Source organism: Streptomyces achromogenes subsp. achromogenes (assembly GCF_000720835.1).
GTDB lineage: Bacteria > Actinomycetota > Actinomycetes > Streptomycetales > Streptomycetaceae > Streptomyces > Streptomyces achromogenes.
The window spans coordinates 111043-125385 of record NZ_JODT01000004.1; the positions used below are offsets into that span (position 1 = coordinate 111043).

Sequence of the window (14343 nt, forward strand, 5' to 3'; positions counted from 1 at the left end):
GCCCGCTACGCGGCCTCCCGCATGCGGAACGCCTCCGCGTCCCAGGTCCCGTCCAGCCGCGGGGCCAGCCAGCCCGGGGCCGCGGTGCGGAACTCGGCGGGCGGCAGCGCCCCCGCCCCGGCGGGCAGCGCGCCGAGCAGCGGGGCGCCCGCCACCTCCGGCAGGTCGGCCACGTTGCAGCGGGTGGCCAGGTCCGGCTCGCCCGGCCAGCTGCCGATCACCACACCGGCCAACTCCAGCTCCCGGCGGCGCAGTTCGCGGGCCGTCAGCTCCGTGTCGTTGAGCGTGCCGAGCCCGGCCCGCGCGACCACCAGCACCGGCGCGTCCAGCAGCCGGGCCGCGTCGGCCAGTGTGCCGCCGTCCTCGTCGAACCGGACGAGCAGCCCGCCCGCGCCCTCGACCAGCACCAGATCGTGCTCGGTGGCCAGCTTGGCGGCCCGCTCGGCCACCTCCCGGGGACGCACCGGCGCCATCCCGGCCCGCCGGGCCGCCGTGCCGGGCGCCAACGGCTCCGGGAAGCGGGCGATTTCGTCCGTCGTGACCGGTCCCGCGAGCCACGCGACCTCGTCCGCGTCGCCGCGCTCGTCCGGCCGCACGCCCGTCTGGGCGGCCTTGAGCACGGCCACCGACCGTCCCGCCGCGCGTGCCGAGGCGGCGACGGCGGCGGTGGTGACCGTCTTGCCGACCTCCGTGCCCGTGCCCGTGATCACCAGTACCCGCATGTCATCCCTCCCGCGCCGCGGCGCACACCGCGCGCGCGATCCGTGCCACGTCCTCGTCCGAGGTGACGTAGGGCGGCATCGTGTAGATCAGGTCCCTGAACGGGCGCAGCCACACACCGGCCCGTACCGCCGCGTCCGTCGCGGCCCGCATGTCCACCGGGTGGTCGAGCTGGACGACCCCGATGGCACCGAGGACCCGGACGTCGCGCACCCCGGGAATCTCCCGCGCCGGGGCCAGCCCCTCGCGCAGGCCCGCCTCGATCCGCTTGACCTCGCCGAGCCAGTCCTGGCCCAGCAGCAGCTCGATGGAGGCACAGGCCACGGCCGCCGCCAGCGGATTGCCCATGAACGTCGGACCGTGCGCGAGCACCGGCACCTCGCCCCGCGAGATGCCGTCGGCCACCCGGGCGGAGCACAAGGTGGCCGCCAGCGTCAGATAGCCGCCGGTCAGCGCCTTGCCCACACACATCACGTCGGGCGCGACGGCCGCGTGGTCCGCCGCGAACAGCGCGCCGGTGCGGCCGAAACCGGTGGCGATCTCGTCGAACACCAGCAGCACGTCGTGCGCGTCGCACGCCTCGCGCAGCACCCGCAGATACCCGGGGGAGTGGAAGCGCATCCCGCCCGCGCCCTGCACCACCGGCTCCACGATCACCGCGGCCAGCTCGTCGGCGTGCCGGGCGATCAGCTCCCGCAGGTGCTGTGCGTACGACTCCTCGTACGCGGCGGGCGGCGCGTCCGCGAACACCTGGCGCGGCAGCACGCCGGTCCACAGCTCGTGCATCCCGCCCTCGGGGTCGCACACCGACATCGGCTGCCAGGTGTCCCCGTGGTAGCCGCCCCGCCAGGTCAGCAGCCGCCGCTTGGCGGGCCGGCCCAGCGAACGCCAGTACTGGAGGCACATCTTCACCGCGACCTCGACCGACACGGACCCCGAGTCGGCCAGGAAGACGTGCTCCAGGCCGTCCGGCGACAGGTCGACCAGGAGCTTCGCGAGCCGGACGGCGGGCTCGTGCGTGAGCCCGCCGAACATCACGTGGCTCATCCGGCCCAGCTGCTCGCGCGCGGCCTCGTTCAGCACCGGGTGGTTGTAGCCGTGGATGGCCGACCACCACGACGACATGCCGTCGACCAGCTCGCCGGAACCGTCCGCCAGCCGCAGCCGGACCCCGCTCGCCGCCTCCACGACGAGCGGGTCCACCCGGCCGGGCATCGGGCCGTACGGGTGCCACACATGCCGCCGGTCCAGCTCCAGCAGCTGCGCGACGCCCGGCTCAGGCATTGGGCGCGAGGTCCGTACCGGCACCCCGGCGGCGGACGGCGACGAGGTCGGTGCGCGGCTCGGCCGCCACGGCCGGCCCGCTCGCCGTACCGCACACACCGCCGCCCGCGTGCGAGCCGCAGCCCGCCTCCGCGTGGGAACCGCAGCCCGCCTCGGCGTGCGAGCCGCAGCCGTGCGCGACGTCGGCCCGGTGCGCCGGCAGCGTCACCTCCCCGGCGCCCTCCACCTCGAAGCCGGCGTCCGCGATCATCTCCAGGTCGGCCTTGCCGGCCTGGCCCTCGCTGGTCAGGTAGTCGCCGAGGAAGATGGAGTTGGCCAGGTGCAGCGCCAGCGGCTGCAGGGAGCGCAGGTGGACCTCACGGCCGCCCGCGATCCGGACCTCCACGTCCGGGCAGACGAACCGGACCATCGCCAGGATCCGCAGACAGCGCTGCGGGGTGAGGTTCCACTCCTTGGCCAGCGGGGTGCCCTCGAACGGGATCAGGAAGTTCACCGGCACCGAGTCCGGGTCCAGCTCGCGCAGCGAGAACACCACGTCCACCAGGTCCTCGTCGCTCTCGCCCATGCCGGCGATGAGGCCCGAGCAGGCGGACAGACCGGCCGCGTGCGCCTTGCGCACCGTGTCCACCCGGTCGGCGTACGTGTGGGTGGTGGTGATGTCCCCGTAGGTGGACTCCGAGGTGTTGAGGTTGTGGTTGTAGGCGTCCGCGCCCGCCGCGCGCAGCCGCTCGGCCTGGCCGTCGGAGAGCAGCCCGAGGCAGGCGCACACCTCGACATCCTCGTTCTGCTCCTTGATCGCCTTGATGGTCTCCGAGACCCGGTCCACGTCCCGGTCCGTCGGGCCGCGCCCGCTGGCCACCAGGCACACCCGCTTGGCCCCGCCCGCGAGGCCCGCGGCGGCGGCCTGGGACGCCTCGTCCGGCTTGAGCCAGGTGTACTTCAGGATGTCGGCCTTGGAGCCCAGCCGCTGCGAGCAGTACGAGCAGTCCTCGGGGCACAGGCCCGACTTGAGGTTGACCAGATAGTTGAGTTTCACCCGTCGCCCGAACCAGTGCCGGCGCACCTTTCCGGCCGCGGCCACCACGTCGAGCAGGTCGTCATCGGAGGTGGCCAGCACGGCGAGCGCTTCCTCGCGCGTCGGCAGCTCGCGCCGAAGCCCCTTGTCCACCAGCGTGTTCAGCAGGTCCATGAGCGACGATCCTGTCCTACGGGACCGCTCCCGGCCAAGGAGACTTGGCACAACGAAGGCGGTTCATCGTGTGGGTATTGCCACATCCTGGGGGGCTGATCATGCCGCTAGGGTCTGTTCGATACCTACAAAAGCACCGGAGGACCCATGGCGTTCGGCTGGATCGACGAGCAGGCCGAGGCGCGCCGCCGCGCCGGACTCGTGCGCGCCCTGCGCCCCCGCCCCGCCGACTCGTCCCTGCTGGACCTGGCGAGCAACGACTACCTGGGTCTGTCCCGCCATCCCGAGGTCACCGAGGGGGCCGCCGAGGCCGCCCGGCGCTGGGGCGGCGGCTCCACCGGCTCCCGGCTGGTCACCGGCAGCACCGAACTGCACGCCGAACTGGAGCGCGCGCTCGCCGCGTTCTGCGGGTTCGAGGCGGCCCTGGTGTTCTCCTCCGGGTACGCCGCGAACCTGGCCGCGGTCACCGCGCTCGGTCCGCACGGCTCGTTGATCGTCTCCGACGCGGGCAACCACGCCTCCCTCATCGACGGCTGCCGGCTCGCCCGGGGCGAGACCCAGGTCGTCGGGCACGCCGACCCCGAGGCCGTGCGCAAGGCCCTGGGCACCCGCCAGGGCGCGGCGATCGTGGTCTCCGACACGGTCTTCTCGGTCGACGGGGACCGGGCACCGCTCGCCGAACTGGCCGCCGCCTGCCGGGAGTACGGCGCGGGACTGGTGGTGGACGACGCCCACGGCCTCGGCGTGCTGGGCGACGGCGGCCGGGGCGCGCCGTACGCGGCGGGTCTCGCGGGCGCCGGCGACGTGGTGGTCACGGCCACCCTCTCCAAGTCGCTGGGCAGCCAGGGCGGCGTGGTGCTGGGCCCCGCCAAGGTGATCGACCACCTGGTGAACGCGGCCCGGACGTTCATCTTCGACACGGGCCTGGCGCCGGCGGCGGCCGGCGCCGCGCTGGCGGCGTTGCGGCTGCTGGAACGCGAACCGCGACGGGCGGCACGCGCCCGCGAGGTGGCCGCGGAACTGCACGCACGGCTGACCGCCGCGGGTCTGGAGGCGGTACGTCCGGACGCCGCGGTGGTCTCCGTGCGGGCTCCGTCCCCGGAGCGGGCGGTGCGCTGGGCGGCCGACTGCCGCTCGGCGGGTCTGGCCGTGGGCTGTTTCCGTCCTCCTTCCGTGCCCGACGGCATCTCACGGCTGAGGCTGACCGCCCGCGCGGACCTCTCCGGGGCCGAGATCGAACGCGCTGTACGGGTCATCGGCGAAACGCGACCATGAGTCGGCGTGACACGGCCGTGAATCGCACAAAACCGATGAAAGATTGAACGAATCTGATCGGAATGCGGGTCGGATCGTGGTCAGCGGTTGGTCGGAGGATGGTCAGAGGGCGGCCACGAATCCCGTCCAGCTCTCGGGGGAGAAGAGCAGGGCGGGTCCGGCCGGGTTCTTCGAGTCGCGCACGGCGAGCAGTCCGGCCGCGGGGCCGGAGCGCGGCCGTGCCGTCTCCACGCAGTTGTTCGCGCCCGTGCTGCGGCTGCTGCGCAGCCAGCGCACTTCACGCAGGTCGGTACTGACGGGGACGTTCCGAGGCAGAGCTGACATGGTGCCTCCTTACACGCCGTCACCTATCCCGGCGATGTAGTCCAACGAGTCCTCGGGGGAAAGGGCGTGGAACTGAAGGGTGCTGAAGGCCTCGGAGTAGGCCACCAGGTCTTCTTTCCGTTCCAGGTAGAGGCTACTCGTCAACTGGTCGAGAACAACCACGTCCAGATCAGAAGTGCTCGGAAATGAGAAGATAACGAAAGGCCCGGTGAGGCCGATATGCGCCCCCGCCGTGAAGGGCAGCACCTGGAGCCGTACCTGCGGCAGCCGGGCGGCCTCCATCAGCCGCCGTCGCTGCCGGGCCATCACCCCGGGACCGCCCACCTCCCGGCGCAGCACCGCCTCGTCCAGTACGGCGCTCAGCGCCAGCGGCGGGTCCGACCGCAGCACGTCCTGCCGGGCCAGACGCACCTCCACCAGGGTGTCCAGGCGGTCCTCGTCCAGGTCCTTCACGGCGGCCCGGGTCACCGCGCGGGCGTACTCGGCGGTCTGCAGCAGACCGGGCACCACCGTGGTCTCCAGGGTGCGCATCGCGCTGGCCTGTGATTCCAGGCTGATGAAATCCCGGTACGTGGGCGGCAGTACACCCCGGTAGGCGTGCCACCAGCGGTGCCGGCCGCTCGTCTCCTCCGACCCCGCCAGTATCAGCAGCAACTCGCGCAGATGTCTGTCCCGCACCCCGTAGGCGTCCAGCAGCAACCGCAGATCGGCCGGTTTCACGCCGCTGGCGCCGGTCTCGATACGGCTCACCTTCGACTGGTGCCAGCCGACCAGCCGGGCCGCCTCACCGCTGGTGAGCCCGGCGCCGGTGCGCAGCGCGCGCAGCTCGGCGCCCAGTTTGCGGCGGCGCACCGCGGGACCGTTCTGCATGGGCTCCTCCTTACTCCGTACGGACCGCCCCGATACGGTCTCGCGTCGCACAGTTCACCGCTTCGAGCGACAGATATATGCATATCTTGGTGGATCGCCCCCCTGACCGTCCCGGTAATGGCAGTCTGACGGACAAGCACCAGTCCGGGACCGTACTCGAATCCACCGCCGTATGGCGGGCCGCGGTCCCGCCCGGAAAGGGACGACGTCGCCATGGCAGACCATCTGGAAGCCTCCGTCACTCTGCCGAGCGATCCCGCCTCGGTCTCGGCCGCGCGCTCCTACGTCGTGGGCACCCTCGCGGAGTGGGGCCTGCCCGCCGACACCGAGACGGCCGACACCGTCCGGCTCATCGTCTCCGAACTCGCCACCAACGCCGTGCAGCACACCTTCGGCCAGTCACCCACCTTCACGGTCGACATCGCGCTGCACCATGACGAACAGTTGCGCATCGGCGTCACGGACAGCCATCCCCGCTTCCCGAAGAGACTGCCCGCCGCGGTGCAGCAGGACAATGGGCGCGGCATGGTGATCATCCGCTGGCTTACCGCGGAGTGCGGCGGCCGGCTCCGGGTCCGCCCGACGAGCGAGGGCGGCAAGACGGTCTCCATCGAACTGCCCTGGTGCCTGCCGACGGCACCGGTGCCTCCGGCGGTCTGACGGGTGGGGGAGTGCGGTGCCGCCTCGGTTTCGGCCGGGGCCCCGTGCAGTCGGGGACGCGGGGCCGGGGCCGGGCCGACGGGAGCGCGTGAGGGCGCGGGGCCGGTGAGGAAGCCCTGCCGGAACACTCGGAGGAGTCGCCAGGGTCTTGCCGGCCCGCGCCGACCGGGTCCCCGTAGGGGTGGCTCGGCGGCCCGGGGGCGGGCAAGTCAGGGCGGGGCTCGCGGGCTCAGGCGCCTCGACTGCGGTGTACGGCGCCCGGGGCGGCGCTGCGCGAAGCGAGAGCCCTACGGCGGGCCGGCCGGGGATGCATGACCCATCAGGCACTCGCCCGGACCGGCCCCGCCGGGCAGGACATGCCGGTGCGCCGCGCAGCCGGGCGGCCGTGGTGGTCCGGCGAGCGTGCCGGGTCCGAGGCACCCGACCGTGCCGGAAGGCTGCCGTGGTGGTCGGGCGAGTCCTGCGGAGGTGGATCCACCATCCGCGCCGGAAGGCGGCAGCTTCCGGCTGGCCGGCTCGTCGGCGGCCCCGCGCCCGGTATGACCCCACGGCGGTCATCGTCGGCCCTCAGCCCCTGTCCCAGGGCCCCCGGCCTTCATGCCCGCGCCAGGGCCCCACGGCCCCCAGACCCGCCCCAAGCCCGCCCCAGGGCGTCAGGCGGGCCGGGAAGGCGCTGACGGTGTGCGGGAGCGGTCCTGCTGCCGGAGCCGCTCCCGGTGCGCGGAAGGGTCAGGAGACGCGGCCGTACCAGACGCTCCTGGACCAGATCTTCTGGAGCTTCACCACGTCCCCGGTCTTCGGGGCGTGCCAGATCTTGTTGTGGCCGGCGTAGATGCCGACGTGGTAGACGCTGGAACCCGAGTGGAAGAAGACCAGGTCGCCGACCTTGCGGTTGCGGGCGGAGACATGGCGCGTCTTGTTGTACTGCTGGGCGGCGGTGCGCGGCAGCTTCTTGCCGGCCTTCTTGAACGAGTAGAGCGTCAGCCCCGAGCAGTCGAATCTGTTCGGTCCGGTGGCGCCCCACCGGTACGGGGAACCCTTCTTGGAGGCCGCGACCTTGAGTGCTTTCGTCGCGATCGTCGCGGCGGAGGCGTCGGTGGCGAGCCCGGGCACCGCGATCGAGCCGCCCACGGCGGCGAGGGTGAGTGCCGAGGCCGTACCGGCCCGGGCCATCAGCGACGGGACTCGATTGAGCGCAGTCATGCGCAACCCTTCGTCAGCCGCCTGTGAAGGATGACCTGTCGGATTCGGGCTGGCGAAGTAGCCCGGCCGCGTTGCCGCGGCTTCACCCCAAGGGCCGCCCGGAACCTCCGCCCCGCGCCCGACTCTGTGTCGGACGGCTGGACATCCGTTCCGGCGAACCCGCCTTGCTTGGGTCCTCCACTCCTGCCGATCCACTTCCGTCGACCGGTCATCCGGGCGGCGGCAGGACTCGGCGTCCGCCCGGACCGCCCCGCCGCGGTGGCGGGGGCTTGTCGTCAGACAGGGATCTTGGCTCACAACTGTCTGAAAATCCCAACGGAATCGGGGATTTGTGGTGTTCCTCACCACTCACCCGTTCGGGTGGACAGTGCTCTGTTCGAGGCCCCGTCAGTTCGCCGTCGTAGCCCCGGACCTGGGGCGATGCCCTCGCCGACGATCCATGGACCCGTGCGTTCCGCAACTCGGGCGGCCCGGAAAACGATCGGGATGTACACCGGTCGGCGGTACGTCGTTCGGGCCGTTTCAACTCCGGTCCGAACGACGTGTGTCGACGGATCGGTGCCGCCGGGCCGGACGGGTGTCCGCCTCAGCCGACGTCGTCCGGCGGGAGCGCGACGCGAGCGGCCCGGCGCTCGCCGTCCAGCACCCGCAGCGACCGTGCCAGCGTGTCCCCGTGCAGCTCCGCCTCGCCCCGCTCGTGCATCAGCGCGAGCGCGTCCCGCAGCTCTGCCGCCTTGCGCACCAGGGCCTGGGCGGCGCGCAGCCCACCGTAGGTGGGCCCGGGCCGGGCCGGATTCACCCGGCCCAGCAGGTCGACGGCCTCCAGATAACGATCGATCAACTCGCCCTCGGCACGGGTCAGGGCGGGCAGCGGTGGCAGGTCCGGCAGCACGGTCGGCTCACCTCGCGTCCGGTGCGCCGGGCATGTCCCGGCGGCTGGGCACGATGCCGTCGACCAGACCGTACGCCAGCGCCCCGGGGGCGTCCAGGATCAGGTCACGCTCCAGGTCCTCGTGGACCTGCGCGGCCGTGCGCCCCGTGTGCCGGACGAGCATCTCCTCCAGGGTGGCGCGGATCCGGGTCAGCTCCTCGGCCCGGATGAGCAGGTCGCTGGGCTGCCCGCGCACCGGCTCCGGCAGCGCCGGCTGTTCGAGCACGACCCGGGCGCCGGGCAGCGTGAACCGCTTGCCCGGGGCGCCTGCCGCGAGCAGCACCGCGGCCGAGGCGACGGCCTGCCCCAGGCAGTAGGTCGCCACGTCACAGCTGATGTAGCGCATCGTGTCGTAGACCGCCGCCATGGCGTCGAAGGAACCGCCGGGCGAGTTGATGTACAGCGTGATGTCCCGGTCCGGCGCCTGGTGCTCCAGATACATCAGCTGCGCCGTCACATCGCTCGCCGTCGTGTCGTCGACCGGCGCGCCGAGGAAGACGATCCGGTCCTGGAAGAGCCGCGCGTACGGGTCCAGGGTGCGCACGGTGCCCGAGGCGCGCTCGGTGAACTCGGGCAGGACGTGCCGGGCGGACGGTCGGTACATGGACATACGCCTCCTTCGACGAGGCCCCGATGGGCTCGACTTCTGTACAGAATGTACAGGACGTACCTGACGTTATGATGGGGGTATGGCCTACGAGATTCCGGTGACGCAAGCCAGGGCTGAGCTCGCCGACCTGATCAACCGGGTGGTGTACGGCGGCGAGCGCGTCGTCGTGACCCGGCACGGCAAGCCGCTGGTCGCGCTGGTCTCGGCCGCCGACCTGGAGCGGCTGGACGCGCTGGACGAACCGGGCGAGGAGCGGATCATCAGCTCGGTCTCCGGGGTCCACGACGCCGGCGCCGTGCCGCCCGAGCGGCAGCGCTTCGGGATAGCGGCGGAGCACCGCCGGCCGGACGCCCGCTGAGCCCGTCCGCCGCCGTCTCTGCGGGAGCCCATAGCACGGTCATGGGCCGGCCAAGGTCTGGTTAACGTCGTTGAAACTCCGGCCCTCTAGCCTGCCCATCCACGCCATCAGGGGTATTTCTGCCCGGGATTGAGAGCGATCCGGGGAATTTGTCTGTGTGTTACACCTATCCCCGTCGCGATGGCTGCGGCAACCGGACCCCGCACGGTCCGGAGCAAGGACAGTGAGGTGGGACGTGCAACTGACCCCGCACGAGCAGGAGAGGCTGCTGATCCATGTGGCGGCCGACGTCGCCGAGAAGCGCAAGGCCCGTGGACTGAGGCTCAACCACCCCGAAGCGGTCGCCCTCATCACGTCGCACGTCCTGGAGGGCGCGCGCGACGGCCGTACGGTCGCCGAGCTGATGTCCTCCGGCCGCAAGGTCCTGACCAGGGACGATGTCATGGACGGCGTCGCCGAGATGATCCACGACGTGCAGGTGGAGGCCACCTTCCCGGACGGCACCAAGCTCGTCACCGTCCACGAGCCGATCATCTGAAGGGGCGCCGCGATGATTCCCGGAGAGATCCTGTTCGCGGACGACCCCGTCAGCTTCAACGACGGGCGCGAGGTCACTCGTCTGACCGTGCTCAACGCCGCCGACCGGCCCGTCCAGATCGGCTCCCACTACCACTTCGCCGAGGCCAACCCCGGCCTCGAGTTCGACCGCGCCGCCGCCCGCGGCAAGCGCCTGAACGTCGCCGCGGGCACCGCCGTCCGCTTCGAACCCGGCATCCCCGTCGAGGTCGGGCTGGTGCCGCTGTCCGGCGCCCGGATCGTGCCCGGGCTGCGCGGCGAGACCGGAGGCGCCCTCGATGCCTGAGATCTCCCGCGGCGCCTACGCCGACCTGTTCGGCCCCACCACCGGCGACCGCATCCGGCTCGCCGACACCGATCTGCTGATCGAGATCGAGGAGGACCGCTCCGGCGGCCCCGGCGCCTCCGGCGACGAGGCGGTCTTCGGCGGCGGCAAGGTCATCCGCGAGTCCATGGGCCAGTCCCGCGCCACCCGGGCCGAGGGCGCCCCCGACACCGTGATCACCGGTGCCGTCGTCGTGGACCACTGGGGCATCGTCAAGGCCGACGTCGGCATCCGCGACGGCCGGATCACCGCCCTCGGCAAGGCCGGCAACCCCGACACCATGGACGGCGTCCACCCCGACCTGGTCATCGGCCCGGAGACCGAGATCATCGCGGGCAACGGCCGCATCCTGACCGCCGGTGCCATCGACGCCCACGTCCACTTCATCTGCCCCCAGGTCGCCGACGAGGCGCTGGCCTCCGGCATCACCACCCTGGTCGGCGGCGGCACCGGCCCCGCCGAGGGCTCCAAGGCCACCACCGTCACCCCCGGCCCCTGGCACCTGGCCCGGATGCTGGAGGCGATGGAGGCCTACCCGGTCAACGTCGGCTTCCTCGGCAAGGGCAACACCGTCAGCCACGAGGCGATGCTCTCCCAGATCCGCGGCGGCGCCGTCGGACTGAAGCTGCACGAGGACTGGGGCTCCACGCCCGCCGTGATCGACGCCGCGCTCACCGTCGCCGACCGGACCGGCATCCAGGTCGCCATCCACACCGACACCCTGAACGAGGCGGGCTTCGTCGGCGACACCCTCGCCGCGATCGCGGGCCGGGGCATCCACTCGTACCACACCGAGGGCGCCGGAGGCGGCCACGCGCCCGACATCATGACCGTGGTCTCGCGGGCCAACATCCTGCCCAGCTCCACCAACCCGACCCGGCCCTTCACCGTCAACACCACCGAGGAACACCTCGACATGCTGATGGTGTGCCACCACCTCAACCCGGCCGTCCCCGAGGACCTGGCGTTCGCCGAGTCCCGGATCCGGCCGTCCACCATCGGCGCGGAGGACATCCTCCACGACCTCGGCGCGATCTCGATCATCTCCTCCGACTCCCAGGCCATGGGCCGCGTCGGCGAGGTCGTCCTGCGCACCTGGCAGACCGCGCACGTCATGAAGCGCCGGCGGGGCGCGCTGCCCGGCGACGGCCGCGCCGACAACCACCGGGTACGGCGCTATGTCGCCAAGTACACCATCAACCCGGCGCTCGCCCAGGGCCTGGCCGCCGAGACCGGCTCGGTGGAGAGCGGCAAGCTCGCCGACCTGGTGCTGTGGGAGCCCGCGTTCTTCGGGGTCAAGCCGCTGCTGGTGATCAAGGGCGGGCAGATCGCGTACGCGCAGATGGGCGACGCCAACGCCTCCATCCCCACCCCGCAGCCGATCCTGCCCCGGCCGATGTACGGCGCGATCGGCCGGGCCCCCGCCGCCAACTCGGTCAACTTCGTGTCCGGTCTGGCGATCGAGGACGGGCTGCCGGAGCGGCTCGGGCTCGGCAAGCGGTTCGTGGCGATCGAGTCCACGCGCGCGGTCACCAAGGCCGACATGCGTGAGAACGACGCCATGCCGGACGTCCGGATCGACCCCGACAGCTTCGCCGTGCACATCGACGGCGAGCTGGTCGAGGCCACCCCGGCCGCCGAACTGCCCATGGCCCAGCGCTACTTCCTCTTCTGACAGGCGTATTCCGCGATGACACGGGCAGCACTGCTCGTCCTGGCCGACGGCCGCTTTCCCGCCGGAGGGCACGCGCACTCCGGCGGGGCCGAGGCAGCCGTCAAGGCCGGACGCATCACCGACCCCGCGAGCCTGGAGGAGTTCTGCCGCGGCCGGCTGCACACCGCCGGGCTGGTCGCGGGCGCGCTGGCGGCGGCGGCCGTCCTCGGCGCCGATCCGCGCGAGCTGGACGCGGCGGCCGACGCCCGCACCCCGTCCCCGGCGCTGCGCACCGCCGCCCGGCGCCTGGGCCGGCAACTGCTGCGGGCCGCGCGGACGGCTTGGCCGTGTGCCGAACTGGACGCGCTGGCCCGGGAGTTCCCCAAGGGCGCCCACCAGCCGGTCGTGCTCGGCCTCGCCGCCCGGGCGGCCGGGCTCACTCCCGAGGACGCCGCCCACTGCGCGGTCTACGAGAGCGTGAGCGGCCCGGCGACCGCCACCGTGCGGCTGCTCAGTCTCGACCCGTTCGACGCGACGGGCGTGCTGGCCCGGCTGGCGCCCGAGCTGGACCGGGTCGCGGACGCCGCGGTGGAGGCGGCGCGGTCGGTGGCCGCCGAGGGCACCGACGCGCTCCCCGCGGTGTCGGCCCCGCTGCTGGAGGTCATGGCGCAGGCCCACGCGGCATGGCCGGTCCGGCTGTTCGCGTCTTGACCCCGCCCCCCGGCCCACCCGGCTGAACAGCAACCTCCGCCCCCTCCCCGGCCGGTACCCCTCGTCTTCCCCCCACCGGTACCTCCGGCCTTCCCCACCGGCACAAGGCCTCTCGCACAAGGAGCCGTCCATGCACCTCGACCACTCCCACCCCGCCCCCTCCGCCGTCAGCGCGGACGCCCACCGGCCGGACGGGGCCCGCCGTGCCCTGCGGGTCGGGCTCGGCGGGCCCGTCGGGTCCGGCAAGACCGCCACCGTCGCCGCCCTGTGCCGGGCGCTGCGCGACGAGTTGTCCCTCGCGGTCGTCACCAACGACATCTACACCCGCGAGGACGCCGAGTTCCTGCTCCGGGAGGCAGTGCTGCCGCCCGAGCGGATCACCGCCGTCGAGACGGGCGCCTGCCCGCACACCGCGATCCGCGACGACATCTCCGCCAACCTCGAAGCGGTGGAGGATTTGGAGGACGCGGTCGGCCCGTTGGACCTCATCCTCGTGGAGTCCGGCGGCGACAACCTCACCGCCACCTTCTCCAAGGGGCTCGTGGACGCCCAGATCTTCGTGATCGACGTGGCCGGCGGCGACGACATCCCGCGCAAGGGCGGCCCCGGCGTCACCACCGCCGACCTGCTCGTGATCAACAAGACCGACCTCGCCCCGTACGTCGGCTCCGACCTCGCCCGGATGGCCGCCGACGCCAAGGCGCAGCGCGCCGAACTCCCGGTCGTCCTCCAGTCGTTGCGCGGTGACACCGGTGTCGCCGACGTGGCCGCCTGGGTGCGGGGGCGGCTCGCCGCGTGGGCGGCATGACCGTCACCGGGGTCCGGGTGCGGGCGAGGGCCCGGATCGTCGCCCGCGCCGACGGGCGCGGCGGTACGGCCCTGCCCGTCCTGGACGGCGAGGGCCCGCTGGCGCCGCGCCGCACCCGGGCCACCGGGTCCTGGGCGAAGGTGATGCTCGTGGGCGCGATGAGCGGACCGCTCGGCGGCGACCGCTTCACCCTGGACGCCCGTGTGGAGGAGGGCGCCCGGCTGCACGTCGGGTCGGCCGCCGCCACCCTCGCCCTGCCGGGCCAGACCAAGGGCGAGGCCCGGTACGACGTGCGGCTCGACGTGGCCGACGGCGCCGAACTGCGCTGGCTGCCCGAGCAGTTGATCTCCGCCGACGGCAGCGACCTGTACGTCACCACCCGGGCCGAACTCGGTGCCGGCGCCCGGCTCGTGCTGCGCGAGGAGCAGGTGCTGGGGCGGACCGGGGAGCAGCCCGGGCGGCTCACCAGCCGGCTGACCGTACGGGTGGCGGGCCGGACGGTGCTGGACCAGGAGCTGTCCTGCGGACCCGGCGCCCCGGGCGGCTGGGACGGTCCGGCGGTGCTCGCCGGTCACCGGGCGGTGGGCCAGCTGGTCGTCGTACGACCGGAGTTCGCGGCCGCCCCGCCGCCCGCGCGGATGCTCGGCGAGTACGCCGCACTGGTGCCCCTCGCCGGTCCCGCGGCCCTCGTCAGCGCGGTCGCCCCGGACGCCCTGAGCCTGCGCCGGACCCTGGACGACGTACTGACCGGCCTCGACTGACCCGTGCCCCGAAGGGGCGCGGGGAACGGCGCGACCAGCCACGACGATGCCCGCGGACGAAGGACGGCACCACCCGGCCCCACA

Annotated in this window: 17 protein-coding genes and 1 riboswitch; of the genes, 9 read left to right on the forward strand and 8 right to left on the reverse strand. The window is 73.0% G+C overall.

Going from position 1 to position 14343, the window contains the following annotated elements:
- Positions 1-5: 5 nt before the first annotated feature.
- Genes bioD through bioB form a run of 3 tightly spaced genes read right to left on the reverse strand, consistent with a single transcriptional unit; the run spans position 6 to position 3193 of the window.
- Positions 6-722 carry a dethiobiotin synthase gene (gene bioD, locus IH25_RS0105430; RefSeq protein WP_030603736.1) on the reverse strand — a complete coding sequence of 239 codons (717 nt, stop codon included), beginning with the start codon at positions 720-722 and terminating at the stop codon, positions 6-8.
- Between the two features lies 1 nt (position 723).
- Positions 724-2004, reverse strand: a complete 1281-nt coding sequence (locus IH25_RS0105435) for an adenosylmethionine--8-amino-7-oxononanoate transaminase (RefSeq protein WP_030603739.1) — start codon at positions 2002-2004, stop codon at positions 724-726.
- On the reverse strand, positions 1997-3193 hold the full coding sequence (gene bioB / locus IH25_RS0105440) for a biotin synthase BioB (protein ID WP_030603742.1): 1197 nt from the start codon (positions 3191-3193) through the stop codon (positions 1997-1999). Before bioB ends, IH25_RS0105435 begins: the two co-directional genes overlap by 8 nt.
- Positions 3194-3340: 147 nt before the next feature.
- Here bioB and IH25_RS0105445 point away from each other — a divergent pair, with 147 nt between their 5' ends.
- Positions 3341-4468, forward strand: coding sequence for an 8-amino-7-oxononanoate synthase (locus IH25_RS0105445; RefSeq protein ID WP_030603745.1), 1128 nt, complete (start codon positions 3341-3343; stop codon positions 4466-4468).
- A gap of 102 nt (positions 4469-4570) precedes the next feature.
- Here IH25_RS0105445 and IH25_RS0105450 read toward each other — a convergent pair whose 3' ends face one another.
- Positions 4571-4792 (reverse strand): DUF397 domain-containing protein, encoded by a 222-nt coding sequence (locus IH25_RS0105450; protein WP_030603748.1) that lies wholly within the window; start codon positions 4790-4792, stop codon positions 4571-4573.
- Positions 4793-4801: 9 nt separating this feature from the next.
- Positions 4802-5662 carry a helix-turn-helix domain-containing protein gene (locus IH25_RS0105455; protein WP_030603751.1) on the reverse strand — a complete coding sequence of 287 codons (861 nt, stop codon included), beginning with the start codon at positions 5660-5662 and terminating at the stop codon, positions 4802-4804.
- Between the two features lie 213 nt (positions 5663-5875).
- On the opposite strand from IH25_RS0105455, the gene IH25_RS0105460 reads away from it, so the two are divergent.
- Complete coding sequence (locus IH25_RS0105460) at positions 5876-6322, forward strand: ATP-binding protein (protein ID WP_030603754.1); 447 nt, start codon at positions 5876-5878, stop codon at positions 6320-6322.
- Positions 6323-7051: 729 nt separating this feature from the next.
- Here IH25_RS0105460 and IH25_RS0105465 read toward each other — a convergent pair.
- The 3 genes from IH25_RS0105465 to IH25_RS0105475 form a co-directional block, all read right to left on the reverse strand.
- Positions 7052-7525, reverse strand: a complete 474-nt coding sequence (locus IH25_RS0105465) for a C40 family peptidase (RefSeq protein ID WP_030603757.1) — start codon at positions 7523-7525, stop codon at positions 7052-7054.
- Positions 7526-7528: 3 nt separating this feature from the next.
- Positions 7529-7671, reverse strand: a riboswitch (cyclic di-AMP (ydaO/yuaA leader).
- A 440-nt stretch (positions 7672-8111) separates the two neighbouring features.
- On the reverse strand, positions 8112-8417 hold the full coding sequence (locus IH25_RS0105470; protein ID WP_030603760.1) for a hypothetical protein: 306 nt from the start codon (positions 8415-8417) through the stop codon (positions 8112-8114).
- Positions 8418-8424: 7 nt separating this feature from the next.
- Positions 8425-9060 (reverse strand): ATP-dependent Clp protease proteolytic subunit, encoded by a 636-nt coding sequence (locus IH25_RS0105475; RefSeq protein ID WP_030603762.1) that lies wholly within the window; start codon positions 9058-9060, stop codon positions 8425-8427.
- Positions 9061-9145: 85 nt separating this feature from the next.
- Here IH25_RS0105475 and IH25_RS0105480 point away from each other — a divergent pair, with 85 nt between their 5' ends.
- The 7 genes from IH25_RS0105480 to IH25_RS0105510 all read left to right on the forward strand — a co-directional run bounded on the left by IH25_RS0105480 (position 9146) and on the right by IH25_RS0105510 (position 14259).
- The gene (locus tag IH25_RS0105480; RefSeq protein WP_030603766.1) at positions 9146-9424 is read left to right on the forward strand and encodes a type II toxin-antitoxin system Phd/YefM family antitoxin; all 279 of its coding nucleotides are present in this window, start codon (positions 9146-9148) and stop codon (positions 9422-9424) included.
- A 235-nt stretch (positions 9425-9659) separates the two neighbouring features.
- Positions 9660-9962 (forward strand): urease subunit gamma, encoded by a 303-nt coding sequence (locus IH25_RS0105485; RefSeq protein WP_030603769.1) that lies wholly within the window; start codon positions 9660-9662, stop codon positions 9960-9962.
- A 12-nt stretch (positions 9963-9974) separates the two neighbouring features.
- On the forward strand, positions 9975-10286 hold the full coding sequence (locus IH25_RS0105490; protein WP_030603771.1) for an urease subunit beta: 312 nt from the start codon (positions 9975-9977) through the stop codon (positions 10284-10286).
- Positions 10279-12000 carry an urease subunit alpha gene (locus IH25_RS0105495; protein WP_030603774.1) on the forward strand — a complete coding sequence of 574 codons (1722 nt, stop codon included), beginning with the start codon at positions 10279-10281 and terminating at the stop codon, positions 11998-12000. Before IH25_RS0105490 ends, IH25_RS0105495 begins: the two co-directional genes overlap by 8 nt.
- A gap of 15 nt (positions 12001-12015) precedes the next feature.
- Positions 12016-12690, forward strand: coding sequence for an urease accessory protein UreF (locus IH25_RS0105500; protein ID WP_030603778.1), 675 nt, complete (start codon positions 12016-12018; stop codon positions 12688-12690).
- A gap of 130 nt (positions 12691-12820) precedes the next feature.
- Entirely contained in the window at positions 12821-13498 is a 678-nt protein-coding gene (gene ureG / locus IH25_RS0105505; RefSeq protein ID WP_030603781.1) for an urease accessory protein UreG, read from the forward strand.
- Entirely contained in the window at positions 13495-14259 is a 765-nt protein-coding gene (locus tag IH25_RS0105510) for an urease accessory protein UreD (protein WP_030603783.1), read from the forward strand. The genes ureG and IH25_RS0105510 overlap by 4 nt, the downstream gene beginning before the upstream one ends.
- Positions 14260-14343 lie beyond the last annotated feature (84 nt).